The 21,387-nt window shown below is 69.6% G+C and carries 19 protein-coding genes and 2 tRNA genes; 12 read left to right on the top strand and 9 right to left on the bottom strand.

Going from position 1 to position 21,387, the window contains the following annotated elements; all coding sequences use genetic code 11:
- Positions 1-17: 17 nt before the first annotated feature.
- The 7 genes from ABZU52_RS07910 to rpmH all read right to left on the bottom strand — a co-directional run bounded on the left by ABZU52_RS07910 (position 18) and on the right by rpmH (position 5,164).
- Positions 18-1,343 (bottom strand): AAA family ATPase, encoded by a 1,326-nt coding sequence (locus tag ABZU52_RS07910; protein WP_354970307.1) that lies wholly within the window; start codon positions 1,341-1,343, stop codon positions 18-20.
- Between the two features lie 256 nt (positions 1,344-1,599).
- Positions 1,600-2,454 (bottom strand): 16S rRNA (guanine(527)-N(7))-methyltransferase RsmG, encoded by an 855-nt coding sequence (gene rsmG / locus ABZU52_RS07905; protein WP_354970306.1) that lies wholly within the window; start codon positions 2,452-2,454, stop codon positions 1,600-1,602.
- A gap of 4 nt (positions 2,455-2,458) precedes the next feature.
- Entirely contained in the window at positions 2,459-3,079 is a 621-nt protein-coding gene (locus tag ABZU52_RS07900; protein WP_354970305.1) for a R3H domain-containing nucleic acid-binding protein, read from the bottom strand.
- 211 nt (positions 3,080-3,290) lie between these two features.
- A complete protein-coding gene (gene yidC, locus ABZU52_RS07895) occupies positions 3,291-4,280 on the bottom strand; it encodes a membrane protein insertase YidC (RefSeq protein ID WP_354970329.1) in 990 nt (329 codons plus the stop codon).
- A 2-nt stretch (positions 4,281-4,282) separates the two neighbouring features.
- Positions 4,283-4,579 (bottom strand): membrane protein insertion efficiency factor YidD, encoded by a 297-nt coding sequence (yidD, locus tag ABZU52_RS07890; protein WP_130405835.1) that lies wholly within the window; start codon positions 4,577-4,579, stop codon positions 4,283-4,285.
- On the bottom strand, positions 4,576-4,992 hold the full coding sequence (rnpA, locus tag ABZU52_RS07885; protein WP_354970304.1) for a ribonuclease P protein component: 417 nt from the start codon (positions 4,990-4,992) through the stop codon (positions 4,576-4,578). Before rnpA ends, yidD begins: the two co-directional genes overlap by 4 nt.
- Positions 4,993-5,026: 34 nt before the next feature.
- Positions 5,027-5,164, bottom strand: coding sequence for a 50S ribosomal protein L34 (gene rpmH, locus ABZU52_RS07880; RefSeq protein ID WP_007453904.1), 138 nt, complete (start codon positions 5,162-5,164; stop codon positions 5,027-5,029).
- Positions 5,165-5,790: 626 nt separating this feature from the next.
- Between rpmH and dnaA the strand changes: the two genes are divergently transcribed.
- The 5 genes from dnaA to ABZU52_RS07855 all read left to right on the top strand — a co-directional run bounded on the left by dnaA (position 5,791) and on the right by ABZU52_RS07855 (position 12,182).
- Entirely contained in the window at positions 5,791-7,620 is a 1,830-nt protein-coding gene (gene dnaA / locus ABZU52_RS07875) for a chromosomal replication initiator protein DnaA (protein WP_354970303.1), read from the top strand.
- 773 nt (positions 7,621-8,393) lie between these two features.
- Entirely contained in the window at positions 8,394-9,527 is a 1,134-nt protein-coding gene (gene dnaN / locus ABZU52_RS07870; RefSeq protein WP_354970302.1) for a DNA polymerase III subunit beta, read from the top strand.
- Positions 9,528-9,567: 40 nt separating this feature from the next.
- Positions 9,568-10,440, top strand: a complete 873-nt coding sequence (gene gnd / locus ABZU52_RS07865) for a phosphogluconate dehydrogenase (NAD(+)-dependent, decarboxylating) (protein ID WP_354970301.1) — start codon at positions 9,568-9,570, stop codon at positions 10,438-10,440.
- 16 nt (positions 10,441-10,456) lie between these two features.
- Positions 10,457-11,590 (top strand): DNA replication/repair protein RecF, encoded by a 1,134-nt coding sequence (gene recF / locus ABZU52_RS07860; RefSeq protein ID WP_354970300.1) that lies wholly within the window; start codon positions 10,457-10,459, stop codon positions 11,588-11,590.
- The gene (locus ABZU52_RS07855; protein WP_354970299.1) at positions 11,580-12,182 is read left to right on the top strand and encodes a DciA family protein; all 603 of its coding nucleotides are present in this window, start codon (positions 11,580-11,582) and stop codon (positions 12,180-12,182) included. Before recF ends, ABZU52_RS07855 begins: the two co-directional genes overlap by 11 nt.
- Before the next feature lie 9 nt (positions 12,183-12,191).
- Here ABZU52_RS07855 and ABZU52_RS07850 read toward each other — a convergent pair whose 3' ends face one another.
- Entirely contained in the window at positions 12,192-12,419 is a 228-nt protein-coding gene (locus tag ABZU52_RS07850; RefSeq protein ID WP_354970298.1) for a hypothetical protein, read from the bottom strand.
- A 125-nt stretch (positions 12,420-12,544) separates the two neighbouring features.
- Between ABZU52_RS07850 and ABZU52_RS07845 the strand changes: the two genes are divergently transcribed.
- Positions 12,545-13,033, top strand: a complete 489-nt coding sequence (locus tag ABZU52_RS07845) for a MarR family transcriptional regulator (RefSeq protein ID WP_354970297.1) — start codon at positions 12,545-12,547, stop codon at positions 13,031-13,033.
- Here the strand turns inward: ABZU52_RS07845 and ABZU52_RS07840 are convergent.
- Positions 13,018-13,572: a hypothetical protein gene (locus ABZU52_RS07840; RefSeq protein WP_354970296.1), complete on the bottom strand. Its 555-nt coding sequence runs from the start codon at positions 13,570-13,572 to the stop codon at positions 13,018-13,020. The two genes, ABZU52_RS07845 and ABZU52_RS07840, sit on opposite strands and share 16 nt — an antisense overlap.
- A gap of 521 nt (positions 13,573-14,093) precedes the next feature.
- On the opposite strand from ABZU52_RS07840, the gene gyrB reads away from it, so the two are divergent.
- The 6 genes from gyrB (at position 14,094) to ABZU52_RS07810 (ending at position 21,377) form a co-directional block, all read left to right on the top strand.
- On the top strand, positions 14,094-16,040 hold the full coding sequence (gene gyrB / locus ABZU52_RS07835; protein WP_354970295.1) for a DNA topoisomerase (ATP-hydrolyzing) subunit B: 1,947 nt from the start codon (positions 14,094-14,096) through the stop codon (positions 16,038-16,040).
- A gap of 193 nt (positions 16,041-16,233) precedes the next feature.
- Positions 16,234-19,953 carry an intein-containing DNA gyrase subunit A gene (gene gyrA / locus ABZU52_RS07830; RefSeq protein WP_354970328.1) on the top strand — a complete coding sequence of 1,240 codons (3,720 nt, stop codon included), beginning with the start codon at positions 16,234-16,236 and terminating at the stop codon, positions 19,951-19,953.
- A 4-nt stretch (positions 19,954-19,957) separates the two neighbouring features.
- On the top strand, positions 19,958-20,863 hold the full coding sequence (locus tag ABZU52_RS07825; protein WP_354970294.1) for a DUF3566 domain-containing protein: 906 nt from the start codon (positions 19,958-19,960) through the stop codon (positions 20,861-20,863).
- A gap of 151 nt (positions 20,864-21,014) precedes the next feature.
- Positions 21,015-21,088 (top strand) — tRNA-Ile (locus ABZU52_RS07820).
- A gap of 42 nt (positions 21,089-21,130) precedes the next feature.
- Positions 21,131-21,259, top strand: coding sequence for a DLW-39 family protein (locus tag ABZU52_RS07815; RefSeq protein ID WP_209444550.1), 129 nt, complete (start codon positions 21,131-21,133; stop codon positions 21,257-21,259).
- A gap of 42 nt (positions 21,260-21,301) precedes the next feature.
- Positions 21,302-21,377 (top strand) — tRNA-Ala (locus tag ABZU52_RS07810).
- The last annotated feature ends 10 nt before the right edge of the window (positions 21,378-21,387 follow it).

Here is a 21,387-nt window from a genome sequence, read left to right as displayed (position 1 = left end):
CCAGCGACTCATCCGCACTACGCATTCCGGCCCACCGGCTCCTTGACGCCCCGCTCGGCGATCTCCTGGGCGGCCTCGAAGTAACTCGTGGCACCCCGCGAACCGGGATCGTAGGTCATCACCGACTGGCCGTAGCTCGGTGCCTCGGAGACCCGGACGTTGCGGGGGATGACCGCCTGGAGGACCTTGTCGCCGAAGTGGTTCCGGACGTCCTGCTCGACGGCGTCGGCCAACCGGGTGCGACGGTCGTACATGGTCAGCAGGATGGTGGAGACCTCGAGCTTCGGGTTGAGGTGCTGGCGTACCAGGTTGATGTTGTTGATCAGCTGGTTGAGACCTTCCAGCGCGTAGTACTCGCACTGGATCGGGATCAGCACCTCCTGCGCGGCAACCAGAGCGTTGACCGTGAGCAGACCGAGCGAGGGCGGGCAGTCGATGAAGACGTAGTCGAACTCGCCGGGGTAGGCGGCGATCGCCCGGTCCAGGCGCGACTCCCGGGCCACCACCGACACCAGCTCGATCTCCGCGCCAGCCAGGTCGATGGTCGCGGGAACGCACCAGAGGTTGGGGATGCCCTCGACCGCCTGTGCCACCTCGGCCAGCGGCACGCTGTTGATCAGGCAGTCGTAAACGTCTGGGATGCCGGTGTGGTGGGGGACGTTGAGCCCGGTCGAGGCGTTGCCCTGCGGGTCGAGGTCGACCACGAGCACACGGTTGCCGTGCAGGGCGAGCGCCACCGCAAGGTTGACGGTGGTGGTGGTCTTACCCACGCCGCCCTTCTGGTTGGCGACGCACATGACCCGGGTCCGGTCCGGCCGAGGCATGGTCACCTCGCCACTGGGATTCAGGATCTGCACGGCGCGCATCGCCTCCATAGCCAACGGTGGGTCATCCTCTTCGCGCGTCGGGGTTTCACGTGAAACGTACGTGGGGTCGGCGGCCACGGCAGCCAACGACTCGGTCGAAGCGACAGGTGCGTCGGGGACCACCGGTGCGGCGTCCCGAACGACGGCCGCGGTGGGTTGGTGCGGGACCGCCGCCTCGAAGCGGACCGCCGCGGCGGTGTTGCGGCGACCCGAGGTCGACCGCACCTCGGCGGCGTTGACCGGTCGACTCGACGCGTCCGCCATCCGACGACCACTCGCCGGCTCGGGAATGGCCGAGCTGCCCGGCCGCCCGGAGCCTGCCGGTGGGTCGAGCGCCGCCAGCGGATCGCTGTCGGTAGGTCGGGTCGATGGCCCGGTCGCGCCGGGCGACCAGCTCGGGTAGTCGGTTTCACGTGAAACGGGATCGCCTGTCGACCCGGTCACGCGTGGATCGTCGTACCTGCCGTCGTCATGCACCTGTCATCCCTGCCCGCTTCGGATGGTCGGTCCGCGCCCCGGTCAACTTGGCCGCATCCACGCCCGCGACCCGGAGCGTACGGCCCACGGGAGCGGTCGGAGACCCGCGACGTCCGTCACCCGCTCCACACTATCGACGCGCGGTCAGCCTACGGCGGACGGGCGCGGCCGGTCCATGTCGGGTTCTCATCCCCTCGTCCATCCGTACCGGTACAACGAGGCAACCCGCCGGCCGGAAGCCCGATGGCGCGAAGTGTCAACCTCGCCGGGAGCGCCCGCCCCGGGCGCGCTTCCTGGCCGCCGGGCGGGCCGGGCCGACCATCCGCTCGCGCACGATCTCCACGACCGTGGTGGGTGGATCGATCACCCCGACGCCGCAGAGCCGCACGGCCGGCTCTCCGCCGCCGAGCCGCGCCACCACGTCGGCGTGCTCCTCGATCTCGGCCGCGGCGGAAGAACCCTTGAGCGCCAGCAGCCGGCCACCGCGAACCGCCAGCGGAAGGCTCCAGCCGGCCAGCCGATCCAGCGGCGCGACCGCGCGCGCGGTCACCACGTCTCCGCTGATCGGTTCCCGGCCGCTCGACCCGCTGGCCGCCTCGTCGGCCCGGCCGCGGAACACCCGCACCGACCTGGCCAGGCCGAGTCGCTCGACGACCTCGATCAGGAACGACGTCCGCCGGGCGAGCGGCTCGATCAGGGTGACGGTGAGGTCGGGGCGGGCGATGGCCAGGACGAGGCCCGGCAGACCGGCGCCGGAGCCGACGTCGAGCACCGTCGCGCCGGACGGGATCCGCTCGGCGACCGCAGCGCAGTTGAGCAGGTGCCGATCCCAGATGCGTGGTGCCTCCCGGGGGCCGATCAGGCCGCGGACCACCCCGTCGGTGGCGAGCAGTTCGGCGTACGCGGCGGCCAGGTCCAGACGATCGCCGAAGAGGGTCAGCGCGGCCGGAGCCAGCTCGGGCGGCAACGCCGCGTCGGCCGGCGACGGGGAGTTGTCGCGCCCGGTCGATTCGGCATCGGTGTCGGAGGGGGCAGGGCGGACAGCGGACGGCCCGGGCAACGTGCCGCCCGGGCCGGACACGGCATCTGCCGTGATGTCGTCGTGGGTCACCCGGTCAGTCCGCCGGCCGTACGACGATGCGCCGGTTCGGCTCCACACCCTCGGACTCGCTCGCCACGCCGGACATGGCGTTGACGACGTCGTGCACGCACTTGCGCTCGAACGCGGACATCGCCTCCAGGCGAACCGGCTCGCCGTACTCCTTGACCTTCTCGACGGCGTTCTTGGCGACCGCGGCGAGTTCCTTGCGGCGGTTCGCCCGGTAGCCGCCGACGTCGAGCAGCAGCCGGCTCGGCGTACCGGTCTGCCGGAAGACGGCGAGGCGGGTCAGCTCCTGGAGCGCCTCCAGGGTGGCTCCGCGCTGACCGACCAGATTCTGCAGCCGCTCGCCGACCACCTCGACCATCGGACGGCCGGCGGCGACCAGCTCGTCGATGTCGCCGTCGTAGTCGAGGATGTCGAGCAGGCCCTCGACGTAGTCGGCGGCGATCTCGCTCTGCCGGAACAGGTCGCCCTCGCCCACAGCCTTCTTCACCCGGGTGCCGGCGGCGGTGTCGGTGTCGTCGTCCGCCTCGGTGTCGTCGTCCGCCTCGGTGTCGTCGCCGTCCACCGCGAGCGTGGCGGTCTCCTCCTCGTCCAGGGACTGCTCGGCGCGGGGGATGCTGGTCTCGGTCACGGTCTCATCTCCGTACTCGCTCGGCCGGACCGTCGGGTCCGACTGGTTTCCCGGGGCCGGCGGGAGGTCACCGGTGCCCACGGGCACGTCTGTACGGGCAGTGTCGCCCGTGGCCGCGCGGTGCGCGGTCGGTTCCGTCCGGCGCCGGCCGTACGGCGGCTGCGCGGTGCGGAACGGGCCGCCGCCGGATCACCGGCGGCGGCCCTACAGGTCAGCCCTGCCGCTTGGCGGGGCGGCTCTTCTTCGGGTTGTTCACCGGCTTGGCGCCCGGCTTCGGCCCGGCCACCTTGGGGGCGGTCGCCTTGACCGGCGCCGGCGGGGCCGCCTTGCCCCGACCGAACAGACCGCCGGACTTGGCCGGCTGCACCGGGTTACGGGAGGCGGCGGGGGCCGCAGCCTTCTTGGCGGTCACCGGCGGCGGGAACTTCCGCAGCACCCACTGCTGCTGGCCGAGGGTGAACAGGTTGTTGGTGACCCAGTAGATGATGACGCCGATCGGGAAGATCGCGCCGGAGATCAGCAGCGACGCGGGGATGCCGTAGAGCATCAGTCGCTGGATCATCCGCTGCTGCGGGTCCTCGGCCCAGCCGGTCTTGAGGATCATCTGACGGCTGGTCAGGTAGGTGGTCGCGATCATGACCAGAACCAGGACGCCCGCAATGATCTTGACGGTGGTGCCGTTGGCGCCGAGGCTGGCCAGCTCGTCGGCGGTGGAGCCGAACTTGCCGGCGATCGGGGCGGTGAACAGCTTCGCCTGCGAGGCGCTCTGGAACTGGTCGACGGTCCAGCCGTAGAGGGTCTTGTTCCCCTTGTCCGGATCGAGCCGACGCAGCACGTGGAAGAGGCCCAGGAAGACCGGGATCTGAAGGAACATCGGAAGGCAGCCCATGAGCGGGTTGGCCTTCTCCTTCTTGTACAGCTCCATCATTTCTTTCTGGAGCGTCTCCCGGTCACCCTTGTGCTTCTCCTGAAGCTCCTTGACCTTGGGCTGGAGCGCCTGCATCGCCCGCTGCGACTTGATCTGCTTGACGAAGACCGGGAACAGGATCACCCGGACCGTGACCACCAGGAAGATGATGGACAGGATCCAGGCGAAGTTGGTGCCGAGCACCGCGTCGACGGGCACCCCGATGGCGTCCCAGGCAGAGTGCCAGGTCAGCAGGATCCACGAAATCGCGTAGTAGATCCAGTCGAGACTCAGACTCAATTCGGGGCTCCAGTCACATCAGCACGACGGCGGCCGCCCGGCTCCGGCACCGGGTCATATCCACCAGGGTGAAAGGGGTGGCAGCGCAACAACCGCCGGACCGCCAGCACGGCTCCCCGGAGCGCGCCGTGCCGGGCGACCGCCTCCTGGGCGTACGCACTGCACGACGGGTAGAACCGACAGCGGGCCGGCAGTGCCGGACTTATCCACCGACGGTACGCGATGATAGGCGCGATCAGCACCTTGGCACCGGTTGTCGACGGGCGTGGGCTGGTCTGCTCGGTGCCGCTCATCGGGACCGCCGCTCGCGGGGCGACCGGGCGACCGCGATGGCGGCGTCCAGGTCGGTGGCGAGCCGCGGGTACGACGCCTGTGCCGCAGCCGGGAGCGCCCGGACGACCAGGGTGCTGCCAGCGGGCAGGGCGGCCAATCGTTCCCGGACCAGCGCCCGCAGTCGGCGCCGGACCCGGTTACGGGTCACCGCGTTGCCGACCGCCTTGGACACGACGAAGCCGGCACGGGACGGCACGGACGACTGCTCCGCACTGTTGTCCCGTACCGGCTCCGGCGAGGTCGGTGTGCTGGGGTCGACTGTCACCGGCATGGCCAGGTGGACCACGACGGCGCCACGTCCGGCACGTCGGCCACCGCGAACCGCTGCGGCGAAGTCAGTGCTGCGCCGCAGTCGCTGTGCGGCGGCCAGCACGACTGCCCACGTCCCCTGGACCGGCCCGGTCGGCTCAGGCCGACAGGGTGGTGCGACCCTTGGCGCGACGGCTCGACAGGATGGCACGGCCGGCACGGGTGCGCATGCGCAGCCGGAAGCCGTGGGTCTTCGCGCGCCGGCGGTTGTTCGGCTGGTAGGTGCGCTTGCTCACGTCAGGCTCTCCGTTTTCGTACGCGCCCCGCGCGACGGGATCGCCGGGGTCGTGTGGTGGTCCAGGCCACCTCGACAGTGGCCCACGATCGGTGCTGTCCGGCGGAGCGGGACCTCGGCGGGCGGGGATGCGACCGCGGACAGCAAGCACCCATCACCCTAGCAGAGGGCGAGAAAGCAGCCGTTCCAGCCTACGCAGGGGGGCAATGACCGTCAAACACCCCGAGCGGCGGACAACAGGACGCGCCCGAGGCTGGAGGGCGGTTTTCGCTGATGCCGACAAGGGTGCCGCCGCGTCGCCGGTTGATGGCGCAGGGACAACGCTGTTACCGTGCCCGATTGCGGTGAGCGTCTTCAAGCTCCGGTCGTCGCACAGGCAAGACCGGACAAGGCAGTGAATCGTTCGGCACGGTGAACCCGCTTCAGCGCCCGTTCAGGCAGGGGCAGGTCCCACCCGCGACCGGCAGCGGCCACAATCGGTCGGTACACAGGCTGTGGATAACTTGTGGATGACCACCGGTCGACCGTCCGGGTGGGTGTTGTTCCACCCGCGAACGCGGCGGGCCCGGGACGGCCGGCTGGCAGACAGCGGCGGCCGGGAGCAGAAGCGAGGGGGGTGGCACGACGGTGGCCGGTACGACCGACCTTGCCGCAGTGTGGTTAGCGGCGACCGACGAGCTCGCCGACGAGATCATCTCCGCCCAGCAGCGTGCCTACCTCCGCCTGACCCGGCTGCGAGCGATCGTCGAGGACACCGCACTGCTCTCCGTCCCGGACGCGTTCACCCGTGACGTGATCGAGTCACGACTGCGCCCGGCGATCACCGAGGCGCTCACCCGTCGACTCGGCCGACCTATTCAGGTCGCGGTCACCGTTCGGGTGGCCGAGGACGCCACCGGCCGACCGGCTGGCACCGTCTACCGCAGCGCCCCGGAGCCCGCGCCGCTCGACATCGACGGTCCGGGTGTCGCGCCGTTCGACGACGACCACGGCGCTCGACCGTCGGCCGACGCGATGATCCCGGAGCAGTCACCCGCGCCGCGTACTTCCGATCCGGTGGCGTCGCCGGCACCTGCCGGCCCGCCGCTCGCGCCGGCCGTCGACGGACATCGCTCGGGGCTGATTCCCGCCAGCAGGGACGGGCAGGAGGCGTTGTTCAGCGCCGCCTTCGCGGAGCCCCTGCGGTCGCCCCGGCCCGCTCCGGACCGGCGTGGCTACGACGAGCAGGCCGGTCGGCTGGACCCACCCGGCCCGGACACCCGGCCCTACGAGCCCCGATACCGGGACGACTCGGCGTCGCCGCGCGACCAGCACGTGATTCGCTCGCTTCCCCGGGACGGTGGAACGGACAGCGGCCCGGGTCGCAGTGCGGTGGACCATCGCACCGGTGGCCGCGACGACCGCCGGCTGCCCGGTGCCGACACCGGCGGCAACCGGCTCAACCCGAAGTACATGTTTGAGACGTTCGTCATCGGCTCGTCCAACCGCTTCGCCCACGCGGCGAGCGTGGCGGTGGCGGAGTCGCCGGCCAAGGCGTACAACCCGCTCTTCATCTACGGGCACTCCGGGCTGGGCAAGACCCACCTGCTGCACGCCATCGGGCACTACGCCACCACGCTCGGCAACGCCCGCTCGGTCCGGTACGTCTCGACCGAGGAATTCACCAACGACTTCATCAACTCGCTCCGGGACGACAAGACCAGCGCGTTCCAGCGGCGCTACCGCGACGTCGACATCCTGTTGATCGACGACATCCAGTTCCTGGAGAACCGCGAGCGCACCCAGGAGGAGTTCTTCCACACCTTCAACACCCTGCACAACGCCAACAAGCAGATCGTGATCACCTCTGACCGGTCGCCGCGCCAACTCGCCACCCTTGAGGACCGGATGCGAACCCGGTTCGAGTGGGGCCTGCTGGCCGACATCCAGCCACCGGATCTGGAGACCCGGATCGCGATCCTGCAGAAGAAGGCGGCGCAGGAGCGGATGTACGCCCCGCCGGACGTGTTGGAGTTCATCGCCTCCCGGGTGTCGAACTCGATCCGGGAGCTGGAGGGCGCGCTGATCCGGGTGACCGCGTTCGCCAGCCTGACCCGGTCGACCGTCGAACTGTCGCTGGCCGAGGAGGTGCTTCGGGACTTCATGCCCGACGGCGCCGGCCCGGAGATCAACGCGGACCAGATCATGGCCTCGACCGCTGACTACTTCGGGGTGAGCCTGGAGGACCTGCGCGGTCAGTCCCGGTCCCGGGTGCTGGTGAACGCCCGCCAGGTGGCCATGTACCTGTGTCGGGAGCTGACCGAGCTGTCGCTGCCCCGGATCGGGCAGGCGTTCGGCGGTCGGGACCACACCACGGTGATGCACGCCGACCGCAAGATTCGTCAGCAGATGGCGGAGCGCCGCTCGCTGTACAACCAGATCGCCGAGCTGACCAACCGGATCAAGCAGAACAGCTGACGCGTACGACCGCCGACGGCGGTGCACAGCCCGGGACACGCCCGGCCGGATCTCCGGCCGGGCGCTTCTTTTGGCCCGCCAACTGGACTCTCGACATGGTGGAGACCACATCATCGAGGCCGTGACCGTCTCGACTTCCGCTCGTTGTCCACAGCTCGTTATCCACCGCCTGTGGATAACTACGGTCCGTCCTCCGCCAGTTACCCACAGGCTGTGGAGAAACCCTGTGTACGAGGCTGTGGACGCCTGGGGACGACGGCCACGTTTTCCACCGATCACGATCAACCTGTGTACGAGCTGTTGAAGGTTCTGGGGATGACGGCAATGGTGATCTTCCCCGCGATCCACAGGCTTGGGGAGAAAGTCGGTGGATTACCGGTGGATAACCGGTGGACGACGGTGGACAACCGGCCGGCGACGGCGGGCTGTGGACACACAAGCCGGTTTCACCCCCGGTTCTCCACAGCTAAATCACCGGTGGATAACCTGTCTGACCTGCGCAGACCTCGGTTTTCCACAGTTTGCACAGGTGCGATGAAGACGATGAGTTATCTCTTCTAAGAGAACAAAAACCAATCATCACCGTTGGGCTTTCTGTGGATCGGGCCGAACGCTGCCGGATCAACCGGTCAGCATCGACACGATCCATGGGGTCGGGCGCACAGCCGATGCCCCCGCGCCCTAAGGTGCGATGGGTACCCGCACGGTCGGGCGGGACGGTAGGCAGCGGTCGGCATGAGAGAGTTGTCGCTGACGTCGACGCGGAGGCATTGATGAAGTTCCGAGTGGAGCGCGACGCGCTCGCCGAGGCTGTGGCGTGGACCGCAAAGAGCCTGCCGAACCGGCCATCCGTACCGGTGCTCGCCGGGGTGATGCTCCGCGTCACCGACGGCAACCTGCGGGTCTCCGGGTTCGACTACGAGGTCTCCAGCCAGGTGACCGTTGAGGTGCAGGGCGACGCCGACGGCGCCGCGCTCGTCTCCGGCCGCCTGCTCGCCGAGATCACCAAGGCGTTGCCGGCCAAGCCGGTCGACATCGCCGCGGTCGGCGCGCACCTCGAGTTGGTCTGTGGCAGCGCCCGGTTCACCCTGCCCACCATGCCGGTGGAGGACTACCCCGCGCTGCCCGAGATGCCACAGAGCGCCGGCACCGTCGACGCCGCCGCGTTCGCCACCGCGGTGTCCCAGGTGGCCATCGCCGCCGGTCGCGACGAGACGCTGCCGATGATGACCGGTGTCCGCGTCGAGCTGTCCGGCGACACGCTGTCGATGCTCGCCACCGACCGCTACCGGTTGGCGCTGCGCGAGATCCAGTGGCGGCCGGACGACCCCGAGGTGAGCATCAACGCCCTGGTGCCGGCCCGCACCCTGAACGACACCGCCAAGGCCCTCGGCCCGCTGGGCGGCGAGGTCACCCTCGCTCTCGCCCAGGGCGCCGCGGGCGAGGGCATGGTCGGCCTCGCGGGCGGCACCCGACGCACCACCAGCCGACTGCTCGACGGCGCCAACTACCCGCCGGTGCGGTCGCTCTTCCCGGCCACCCACAACGCCGCGGCCCGAGTGCCGGTCAGCACGCTCATCGAGGTGGTCAAGCGGGTCGCGCTGGTCGCCGAACGGACCACGCCGGTGCTGCTCAGCTTCAGCGCCGACGGCCTGGTGGTCGAGGCCGGCGGTTCCGAGGAGGCACGGGCCAGCGAGGCGATGGAGGCCACCTTCACCGGTGACCCGCTGACCATCGGCTTCAACCCGCAGTACCTCATCGACGGTCTGGCGAACCTGGGCGCTCAGACGGCCGTGCTCTCGTTCGTCGACGCCTTCAAGCCCGCGGTGATCTCTCCCGGGGGCGAGGATGGCGAGGTCATTCCGGGGTACCGGTACCTCATCATGCCGATCCGCGTCTCGCGCTGATCGCGCGCAGCAACACCCAGATCCACGGAGGTAGAAACACATGCAGCTCGGCCTGGTAGGACTCGGCCGTATGGGCGGCAACATGCGGGAGCGGTTGCGTTCGGCCGGGCACGAGGTGGTCGGCTTCGACCACAACGCGCAGATCAGCGACGTCACGACCCTCGCCGGCCTGGCGGAGAAGCTCGAGTCCCCGCGGGCGGTCTGGGTCATGGTGCCCGCCGGTGTCACCGACGCCACCATCGACGAGCTCGCCGAGGTGCTCGGTGAGGGCGACATCATCATCGACGGCGGCAACTCGCGCTTCAGCGACGACGCTCCCCGCGCCGAGCGGCTGAACGCGCGCGGTATCGGTTACGTGGACGTCGGCGTCTCCGGCGGCGTGTGGGGCCGGCAGAACGGCTACGGGCTGATGGTCGGCGGCGCCCAGGAACACGTGGACCGCCTGATGCCGATCTTCAACGCGCTCAAGCCGGAGGGCGAGTTCGGCTTCGTGCACGCCGGCCCGGTCGGCGCCGGGCACTACTCGAAGATGGTGCACAACGGCATCGAGTACGGCCTGATGCACGCCTACGCCGAGGGCTACGAGCTGATGGCCGCCTCGGAGCTGGTGACCAACGTGCCGGGCGTCATCAAGTCCTGGCGGGAGGGCACCGTCGTCCGTTCCTGGCTGCTCGACCTGCTGGACCGGGCACTCGACGAGGACCCGGAGCTGGCCGACCTGAGCGGCTACACGGAGGACACCGGCGAGGGCCGGTGGACGGTCGACGAGGCGGTCCGGCTCGGCGTCCCGCTGAACGTCATCACCGCGTCGCTGTTCGCCCGGTTCGCCTCGCGGCAGGACGACTCGCCCGCCATGAAGGCCGTCTCCGCGCTGCGTCAGCAGTTCGGTGGCCACGCCGTGCACAAGCGCTGAGCGGTATCCACAACCTGTGTACGTTCACCGGCTGGAACTGGTCGACTTCCGCTCGTACGAGCGGGTGGCCGTCGACCTTCAGCCGGGGGCGAACGTCCTGATCGGGGCGAACGGCGTCGGCAAGACCAACCTCGTCGAGGCGCTGGGCTACGTGGCGACCCTGGACTCGCACCGGGTCGCCACCGACGCGCCGCTGGTCCGGATGGGCGCCACGTCCGCGGTGATCCGCTGCGCGGTGGTGCACGACGGCCGGGAGCTCCTGGTCGAGCTGGAGATCGTGCCCGGCAAGGCCAACCGGGCCCGACTGGGCCGCTCACCGGCGCGGCGGGCCCGGGACGTGCTCGGGGCGCTCCGGCTGGTGCTCTTCGCCCCAGAGGATCTTGAGCTGGTCCGGGGCGACCCGGCCGAGCGCCGCCGCTACCTGGACGACCTGCTGGTCAACCGGCAGCCCCGGTACGCGGGCGTGCGGGCCGACTACGAGCGGGTCGTCAAGCAGCGCAACGCCCTCTTACGCACCGCGTACCTGGCCCGCAAGACCGGGGGGTCTCGGGGCGGTGACCTCGGCACCCTCGCCGTCTGGGACACCCACCTGGCCCAGCACGGCGCGGAGCTGCTCGCCGGCCGGCTGGAGCTGGTGGCCGCGCTCACCCCGCACGTGGCCAAGGCGTACGACGCGGTGGCCGCCGGTCGGGGTGCGGCGAGCATCGCCTACCGGCCCTCGATCGAGCTGGCCGAGCCGACCACCGACCGGGCCGCGCTGGCCGAGGCGCTGACGACGGCGCTGGCCGCGTCCCGCTCCGCCGAGATCGAGCGGGGCACCACCCTGGTCGGCCCGCACCGTGACGAGTTGGCCCTGAGTCTCGGCCCACTGCCGGCCAAGGGGTACGCCAGCCACGGTGAGTCGTGGTCGTTCGCGCTCGCGCTGCGGTTGGCCGGGTACGACCTGTTGCGCGCCGACGGCATCGAGCCGGTGCTGGTGCTCGACGACGTCTTCGCGGAGTTGGACACCGGCCGCCGGGAGCGGTTGGCGGAGCTGGTCGGTGGGGCGAGTCAGCTGCTGGTCACCTGCGCGGTGGACGATGATGTGCCGGCCGCCCTGCGCGGCACCCGCTACCAGGTCGGCGAAGGGACGGTACGCCGTGTCGGATGAGCCAGGCACCGATCGGCCGGCGGCAGGCGACAACCCGGCTGCGCGTACTCCCAAAGCGGGATCGGCGGGCGGTGAGCCGGCGGCGGCCGCCAGCGGGCCGGAGCTGGCCCGAGCGGTGCTCGACGCCGCGCTGTCCCGACGGCAGGCGGCGGCCCGCGCCCGGCGTACCCCTGGCGGCGACGCTGCCGGCGGCTCGGGGCGGCGGTTGCGCGGCTACTCCGGCCCCGGCCCCGACCCGCGCGATCCACAGCCGCTCAGCGCGGTGCTGAACCGGCTGGTGAAGGCGCGCGGCTGGCAGCAGCCGGCGGCCGAGGCCACCGTCTTCGGCGCCTGGGAACGGGTCGTCGGCGCTGAGGTGGCGCAGAACAGTCGCCCGGTGAAGTTGGAGAACGGCGAGCTGACCGTGGAGGCGCGTTCGACCGCCTGGGCCACCCAGCTGCGGCTGCTGGCCGGCTCGCTGCTCAAGCAGATCGCCAGCGAGGTCGGTCACAACGTGGTGCGCAAGCTGCACATCCACGGCCCGGCAGCGCCCTCCTGGGGAAAGGGCCCGCGCCGGGTACGCGGCCGGGGTCCACGCGACACGTACGGCTGAACCGGCCGCTCAACCGCGTCGGTCGGCCTCGCGGGCTGCCCGCTTGCGTTCCCGCTGCTCCTGGGTGAAGCGCTTACGCTCGGCCAGGTCGCGTTTCCACGCCTCGCGGGCCTCGGCCGAGCCGCCCTGCACCGCGCCCTGCACACCCTCGGCTGGGCCGGCCAGGTGCCGGAAGGCCCAGCGCATCAATCGGCCACCCTCGCCCGGGGTCCTGGTGACCGCGCCGTCCTCGCTCATCTGCCGCCCTCTTCCCGCGTCGCCTCCGCCGGGTCACGCCCGTCGCACGAGCATACCGTTGGGGCACGAATGGTTGGTGTACCAATGATCGGTACGGTAGTCACCGTGCGGAGAGAGGGCAACCGATGAGCGAACGACCGGACAGCGTCGACCCGCTGGCCCTGGAGCAGCAGGTCTGTTTCGCCCTCTCGGTCGCCGCGCGCAGCGTGGTGGCCGTCTACCGGCCGCTGCTGGAACCGATGGGGCTGACCCACCCGCAGTACCTGGTGATGTTGGCGCTCTGGCAGCACGCGCCGCTGTCCGGTCGTGACCTCAGTCGCCTGCTCCAGCTCGACCCGGGCACGCTGTCACCCCTGCTCAAGCGGCTGGAAGCGGCCGGCTACCTGCGCCGGGAACGCGACCCGAGCGACGAGCGCAGCCTCGCCGTCACGCTCACCGCCAGCGGCGCGGCACTGCGGAGTCAGGCAGAGCTGATCCCGGCCGCGATCGTGCAGCGGCTCGGCCTGCCCGTCGAGGACCTGCAACACCTGCACGGGGTGCTCACGCGGCTGATCTCGGCCGCCAACCGACCGGCCGCCTCAGCGGCCGACGGGGCGGCTCAGACGTCGGCGTAGACGGCGAACCCGCGCTCGGCGCAGCGTCGATAGAACGCGGCCAGCACGCCCAGCTCGGCGCAGGTGAAGTTCCACTGCGGCGGGTCACCGCGCTCGTCGCGCAGAGCGTCGAGCCGGCTCTCCAACCAGCGCAGCTGCTGCTCGGCCAACCGACCGTCGCCGAGCAGGGAGCGCAGCACGGTGCTCACCGACTCGAACGTGACCGCCTCGCCGTTCGCGCGGTGCGCGGCCACGAACCTCTCGATGCCGCCCGCGATCCAGGAGCAGCCGTCCGGGTCGATCACCGGGTCCTCGTCCTCGGCGGCGGCGTCTGTGGCGTACAACACACCTTCGAGACCGAGCAGAAGATCCACCAACTCGGTGTACGCGGTCGCCCGGATGGTGCCGGTCTTCGCGATCAGCTCGGCCAGCGCGGCGGTCGGCGCGGAGATGCGCGGAAGGTCGACGATCTCGCCGAAGTCGACGAACTCGGCCGGCGCGACCGGATCGTAGAAGCGGCCGGTCCGCGGCCAGTGCACCGCGACGTTGTCCAGCCCCATCTGTCACCTCTTAAAGAGCACGTGTCGGGTCGATCGGGTCGATCGTCCCGGTTCCGACCACTAAAGATCAAGGCTGGTTCCGGGGCGCCGCAAACGTACGGCACGGACGCTTTGGCCGCGACCCCCGACCCGCCCGACCGCGGGTCAACCCGTTCCGGGGCGGCGCGTGCGATGGGAGCCTGGCGTGTGGGGGGAGTCGTGGGCGACGGGGTTCTGCCGGCTACGGACTTCTCAGCCGCCTCGCTGAGGGTGCCGAGTGGTGGTTCTGTCCCCCGCGCACAGTAGGATTGACAGTGAGACGAAGACCCGGTGCGGGAGTGGGACGGGGCCGGTGGCCCCAGATTCATTCTCCACGTCGGGTCGAGCCGATCGCGATCCGCGGGCAACCGCGGCGACCGGCGCGTTCGACCCGCTGTCCGGAGGTCTCCGGCGCCGGTCCACGCGCCGACGTCGCGTCCTGTCCGCCGAACCCGCGCCCGACGCGCCCTACCGGCGCGCCTGACGCGAGAAAGTGGCCGAGGGTGGCAGCGCAGGACAAGCAGGAGTACGGCGCAGAGTCGATCACCGTTCTCGAGGGGCTGGAGGCGGTTCGCAAGCGGCCCGGTATGTACATCGGGTCCACCGGCGAGCGCGGTCTGCACCACCTCGTCTGGGAGGTCGTCGACAACGCTGTCGACGAGGCGCTGGCTGGATACTGCGACACCATCGACGTGGTGCTGCAAGCCGATGGTGGCGTCCGGGTCACCGACAACGGCCGTGGTTTCCCGGTCGACCTGCACCCGAAGCTCAAGAAGCCGGGTGTCGAGGTCGCGTTGACCATCCTGCACGCGGGTGGCAAGTTCGACGGCAAGGCGTACGCGGTCTCCGGCGGTCTGCACGGCGTCGGTGTCTCCGTGGTGAACGCGCTCTCCACCAAGATGTTCGTGGAGATCCACAAGTCCGGCTCCGTGTGGCGGCAGCACTACACCAACTCCAAGCCGAGCCCGCTGGAGAAGGGCGAGGCCACCGACCGCACCGGCTCGGCGGTCTCCTTCTGGCCCGACCCCGACGTGTTCGAGACCGTCGACTTCGACTTCCAGACCATCTACCGGCGTCTGCAGGAGATGGCCTTCCTCAACCGCGCGCTGCGCATCCACCTGCTCGACGAGCGGGTGGATGCGGAGGAGGACGGCCGGCAGCGCGAGGTCACCTTCTTCTACGAGGGCGGCATCGCCGACTTCGTCCGGCACCTCAACGCCTCGAAGAACCCGATCCACAAGACAGTGGTCGAGTTCGAGGCCGAGGAGGAGGGCATGTCGCTCGAGATCGCCATGCAGTGGAACGAGTCGTACGGCGAGTCGGTCTACACCTTTGCCAACACGATCAACACGCACGAGGGCGGCACCCACGAGGAGGGCTTCCGGTCCGCGCTGACCAGCGTGGTCAACCGGTACGGCACCGACAAGAAGTTGCTCAAGGGCGACGAGAAGCTCTCCGGCGAGGACATTCGCGAAGGGCTCGCCGCGATCATCTCGGTCAAGCTGGCCAACCCGCAGTTCGAGGGTCAGACCAAGACCAAGCTGGGCAACACCCCGGTGAAGAGCTTCGTGCAGCGGGTCTGCAACGACCGGCTGGTCGACTGGTTCGACCGCAACCCGGCCGAAGCCAAGATGATCATCCAGAAGGCGTCCCAGGCGGCTCGGGCTCGCATCGCCGCGCAGCAGGCACGCAAGCTGGCCCGGCGCAAGTCTCTGCTGGAGTCCGGCTCGATGCCGGGCAAGCTGGCCGACTGCCAGTCCACCGACCCCCGCGAGTCCGAGGTGTTCATCGTCGAGGGCGACTCGGCCGGCGGCTCGGCCAAGCAGGGCCGCGACCCGCGGACCCAGGCGATCCTGCCGATCCGCGGCAAGATCCTCAACGTGGAGAAGGCCCGGATCGACCGGGTGCTGAAGAACAACGAGGTCCAGGCGCTGATCACCGCGCTGGGCACCGGCATCCACGACGACTTCGACATGGAGAAGCTGCGGTACCACAAGGTGGTGCTGATGGCCGACGCGGACGTCGACGGCCAGCACATCCAGACGCTGCTGCTCACCCTGCTGTTCCGCTTCATGCGTCCGCTGGTCGAGCTGGGGCACGTCTACCTGGCCGCCCCGCCGCTCTACAAGATCAAGTGGAACAAGAAGGGCGACGACGCCCAGTACGCGTACTCCGACCGCGAGCGCGACGGGCTGATCCTGCTGCGCCAGCAGAAGAAGCCGAACGCCAAGCCGGACGACATTCAGCGCTTCAAGGGCCTCGGCGAGATGAACTATCCCGAGCTGTGGGAAACCACGATGAACCCGGCGACGCGTACCCTGCGTCAGGTCACTCTCGACGACGCGGCGACCGCCGACGAGTTGTTCAGTGTGCTGATGGGTGAGGACGTCGAGGCGCGCCGGTCGTTCATCCAGCGCAACGCCAAGGACGTGCGGTTCCTGGACATCTGACGGACTGCGCAGGATCGGCCGGGCACTGCCCGGCCGATCCGGCGGTCCACAGAGTTATCCACAGCTTGGCCGGTATCCACAGCGGTTATCCACAGCACGAAAACGACTCTGAGTCTGATAAGGGTATACAGTGACCGATTCTCCCGAGTCCACACCGAACGAGCCCGAGGTCCCCGCCGAGGCCATCGCCGCGGTGGTCGCGCACGACCGGATCGAACCGGTCGGGCTCGAGGTGGAGATGCAGCGCTCCTACCTCGACTACGCGATGAGCGTCATCGTCGGTCGCGCGCTGCCGGACGTTCGGGACGGCCTCAAGCCGGTCCACCGCAAGATCCTCTACGCGATGTTCGACTCCGGCTACCGTCCGGACCGCGGTTACGTGAAGTGCTCCCGGGTCGTCGGCGACGTGATGGGTCAGTTCCACCCGCACGGCGACTCGGCGATCTACGACGCGCTGGTCCGGATGGCCCAGCCCTGGTCGCTGCGCTACCCGCTGGTCGACGGCAACGGCAACTTCGGCTCGCCCGGTAATGATCCGGCCGCCGCGATGCGATACTGCGTTACCGCGGACGTCCGGATTCGCACCGCAGAGGGCAGTGTGCGGATCGCGGACGTGGTGGCAGACGCCGCGCCGTCCAGCGAGACCGACATCGACCTCAAGGTCCGCGACCGCAACGGCGACCTGGTCCGCGCCAGCAAGTTCTTCCACTCCGGCGAGCACCCGACGCTGCGGCTGCGGACCCGCGAGGGGTACGAGCTGACCGGCACCCACAACCACCCGGTGCTCTGCCTGGTGGACGTCGCCGGCGTGCCGACCCTGCTGTGGAAGCTGCTCGCCGAGATCTCCCCCGGTGACCGGGTGGTCCTCCAGCGCAGCGTGCCGGACGAGATCGGCTACCCGATGCTGGAGCACGTCGAGGCGGCCGTCCTCGCCGGCGCCTTCGTCAGCGAGGGCTGGGTTTCCCCGAGCCGGGCCGGTTTCAACAACGTGGACCGGGAGTTCTTCGTCCGCGTCCTCGCGGCGTACGACCTGGCCGTGGGCGGCCCCCGCTACGTCAGCGAGCGGGTCATCGCCTCCGGCAGCACTCTGCACGAACTCGACGTGCAGGACCTCACCGCGCTGCGGACGAGCCTCCTCGGCGACATGGTGGGCGCGCGCAGCGCCGCCAAGTTCGTTCCCGAGTTCGTCTGGCAGGGGCCGGCCGCGATCAAGCGTGCCTTCCTCCAGGCACTCTTCGAGGGCGACGGCTCGTCGTCGCTGCTGCCCCGCAACACCATGCAGATTTCGTACTCGACCCGCAGTGAGCGGTTGGCCCGCGAGGTCCAGCAGTTGTTGCTGGAGTTCGGTGTGATCAGCCGGCAGACCCGCTACGACAACGGCGAGATCAAGGTCGTGGTGACCAACCGCCGCGACGCCCGCATCTTCGCCGCGCAGGTCGGCTTCCTCGGCCGTAAGCAGGCCAAGCTGGAGGCTGAGCTGGCCCAGGTGCCGGCCAGCAGCACCGCTCTCTCCAGCGACCACGTGCCGCTGGTCGCCGACTTCATCCGCGAGCACGGCGCGACGCGCTGGACGGAGCGGGACTGGCTGCGCCGGCACAACGTGGACCGGGTGGAGCGGTGGGAGCGGGACCGCGACGAGATCGCCGCCCGGATCACCAACACCGAGGTGCTCGACGTGGTCGAGCCGTTGGTCGATGGTCGGTTCTACTACGCCGAGGTGGCGCAGATCACGGACGCCGGTGTGCAGCCGGTCTACAGCGTCCGGGTCGACACCGACGACCACTCGTTCGTCTCGGACGGCTTCGTCAGCCACAACACCGAGTGCAAGCTCGACCCGCTCGCCATGGAGATGCTGCGGGACATCGACGAGGACACCGTCGACCTGCAGGACAACTACGACGGCCGGGCCAAGGAGCCCACCATCCTGCCGTCGCGGATCCCCAATCTGCTGGTGAACGGCTCCGAGGGCATCGCGGTCGGCATGGCCACCAAGATCCCACCGCACAACCTGCGGGAGATCGGCGCGGCGGTGCAGTGGTGCCTGGAGCACCCGGAGGAGGACGAGGAGACCACCCTCGAAGCCCTGCTCGGCATCGTCAAGGGCCCGGACTTCCCGACCCACGGCCTGATCGTCGGCACCACCGCGATCCAGGACGCGTACCGCACCGGTCGCGGCTCGATCCGGATGCGCGCCGTGGTGGAGGTCGAGGAGGACAAGCGGGGTCGCCCCTGCCTGGTCGTCAGCGAGCTGCCCTACCAGGTCAACCCGGACAACCTCGCCGAGCGGATCGCCGAGCTGATCAAGGAGGGCAAGCTCGCCGGGATCGCCGACATCCGCGACGAGTCCTCCGGGCGTACCGGCATGCGGATCGTTCTGGTGCTCAAGCGCGACGCGGTCGCCAAGGTCGTGCTGAACAACCTCTACAAGCACACCCAGCTCCAGGAGACCTTCGGCGCCAACATGCTGGCCCTGGTCGACGGGGTGCCGCGCACGCTCAACCTGGCCCAGTTCATCCGGTACTACGTCGAGCACCAGATCGACGTGATTCGCCGGCGGACCGCGTTCCGGTTGCGCAAGGCTGAGGAGCGGGCGCACATCCTGCGCGGCCTGGGCAAGGCGCTGGACGCGCTGGACGAGGTGATCGCCCTGATCCGGCGTTCGCCGACAGTGGACGACGCCCGGCAGGGCCTGATCCGGCTGCTGGAGATCGACGAGATCCAGGCGACCGCGATCCTGGACATGCAGCTGCGCCGGCTCGCCGCGTTGGAGCGGCAGCGGATCGTGGACGACCTTGCCAAGCTCGAGCTGGAGATCGCCGACCTCAAGGACATCCTCGCCAAGCCGGAGCGGCAGCGCAGGATCGTCTCGGAGGAGCTGGGCGAGATCGTCGCCAAGTGGGGCGACGACCGGCGGACGCAGATCATCCCGTTCGACGGCGAGGTCTCGATGGAGGACCTCATCGCCCGCGAGGACGTGGTCGTCACGATCACCCGCACCGGGTACGCCAAGCGGACCAAGGTCGATCTGTACCGCTCGCAGCGGCGCGGCGGGAAGGGCGTCAGTGGCGCCACGCTGCGGCAGGACGACATCGTCAGCCACTTCTTCGTCTGCTCGACCCACGACTGGATCCTGTTCTTCACGAACAAGGGCCGTGTCTACCGGGCCAAGGCGTACGAGTTGCCGGAGGCCAGTAGGGTAGCCAAGGGCCAACACGTGGCCAATCTGCTCGCCTTCCTGCCCGACGAGCAGATCGCGCAGATCATCGAGATCCCGAACTACCAGGTAGCCCCCTATCTGGTACTGGCCACGAAGAACGGCCTGGTGAAGAAGACGCGGCTTGAGGAGTTCGACTCCAATCGTTCCGGCGGCATCATCGCGATCAACCTGCGCGATGAGGACGAGCTGGTCGGTGCTGCGCTGGTTGCGCCGGAGAACGACCTGCTGCTGGTCTCGAAGAAGGCACAGGCGATCCGGTTCAACGCCTCGGACGAGGCGTTGCGGCCGATGGGCCGGGCCACCTCGGGCGTGATCGGCATGCGCTTCACGGACGACGACGTCCTGCTCGCCATGGAAGTCGTGCGGGAAGGTTTGGACGTTCTGGTGGCCACGAACGGGGGATATGCGAAGCGGACCCCGATCGAGGAATACCCGGTGCAGGGCCGGGGAGGTAAGGGCGTGTTGACTGCAAAGATCACCGAGCGGCGCGGTGGTCTGGTTGGCGCGGTGGTGATCGATCCGGACGACGAGCTGTTCGCGATCACCAGCAATGGTGGTGTCATTCGGACTCCGGTGAAGCCTGTACGCCGTACGCGTGACCGGAACACAATGGGGGTCAAGCTGATGGACCTCCCGGACGGCGTGACTATCGTGGCGATTGCTCGCAATGCCGACGAGCCTGACGAACAGGACTAGTTGAATGACGGAGACACAGGCGAAGTCGGGGAACACGGGGACCTCGGCCAACCCGGTCGACGAGGAGGCCGCCAAAGGCGGCACACCAGCGACCGGCCGCGCGGCCGTAGGCCGGGCGACGGTCCCCGCCGACGCGCCTGCCCCGAAGTTCACCAGGGCTCCAGGTATGACACCCCCGCCGGAGCAGCCCGGTGAGGACGGCGGGTCAGGCGACAAGACCGAGGCGCCCAGCGCCGAGGCGCCGACGTCGGCCGCCGCCGCACCTTCGGCTCCGACAGCGGCACCGTCGGCCCGTCCGGTGACCACCCAGCCGATCGGTGTCCGGCCCGGCCAGGCGGCGTCGACCGGGGCCACCGGCACCCAGCCGCGGATCACACCCGGGATGACCCAGCCGCAGCCGGACGCGGCGCGCACGGCCGGCCGCCCGGCCAGCGGCGGTGGCCTGCCACCGGGGATCGGCAACGCGTCCGCCGTCGGGGCCGCCCGGGTCGGTGACGCGGTGCGTGCGGCGCGTACGTCGGTCAGCTCGGCCGCCTCCCGCGGGCCGCGCCGGGCCCGGCTGAACCTCAAGCGGATCGACCCGTGGTCCGTGATGAAGTTCGCGTTCGCGGTCTCGGTGGTGCTGTTCATCGTCGTGGTGGTCGCCACCTCGGTGCTGTACCTGGCGCTGGACGCGATGGGTGTGTTCCAGAGCGTCAACGAGAGCCTGAGCGACCTGGTCAACGCCGGCGGTGGGCAGAGCACCAGCGGCTTCCAGATCACCGCCAAGGGCGTGATCCTCAGCTCGGCGCTGATCGGCCTGGTCAACGTGGTGCTGTTCACCGCGCTGGCCACGCTTGGCGCGTTCGTCTACAACGTCTGCGCTGACCTGGTCGGCGGGATCGAGCTGACCCTCGCCGAGCGGGACTGAGCCACCGGGACGCCGGAGCACCGCGGAATGCGGTCGCTCCGGCGTCCCGTACTCAGGTAGGTTTTGCCGGCGGCGACGGGCCCGGCTCGCAGGCGCGGACCCCGATTTGGGGCCGGCGCGGCGGATGGGTTAATCTTGCTCGTCGCAACGCGGGGCTATAGCTCAGTCGGTTAGAGCGCAGAGCTGATAACTCTGAGGTCGATGGTTCGATTCCATCTAGCCCCACCGCATGTCGTCCGACGGTAGTCGAGCGCGAGGGGTCGCCCCATGTTCAAGAAGCTGCTGATTCTGGCTGGCGTCGTCGGTGTGGCCGCCGTCGTGTTCAACAAGATCAAGGCCTCGAACGACGAGCGTGCCCTGTGGCACGAGGCGACCACCGCGCCCGACCTGCGCTGACGTTCGGCCCGGCGACGAGCGATCGTCGCTGCGGCCACTCGCGGGGCCCTAGCTCAACTGGCAGAGCACTGCCTTTGCAAGGCAGGGGTTAGGGGTTCGAGTCCCCTGGGCTCCACCAGCACTTTCCC

Origin of the sequence: Micromonospora sp. NPDC005220 (assembly GCF_040607895.1) — a bacterium.
Taxonomy (GTDB): Bacteria; Actinomycetota; Actinomycetes; order Mycobacteriales; family Micromonosporaceae; genus Micromonospora.
Note: the sequence above shows the minus strand (reverse complement) of the source record. Positions and strands in the feature narration are given on the sequence as shown.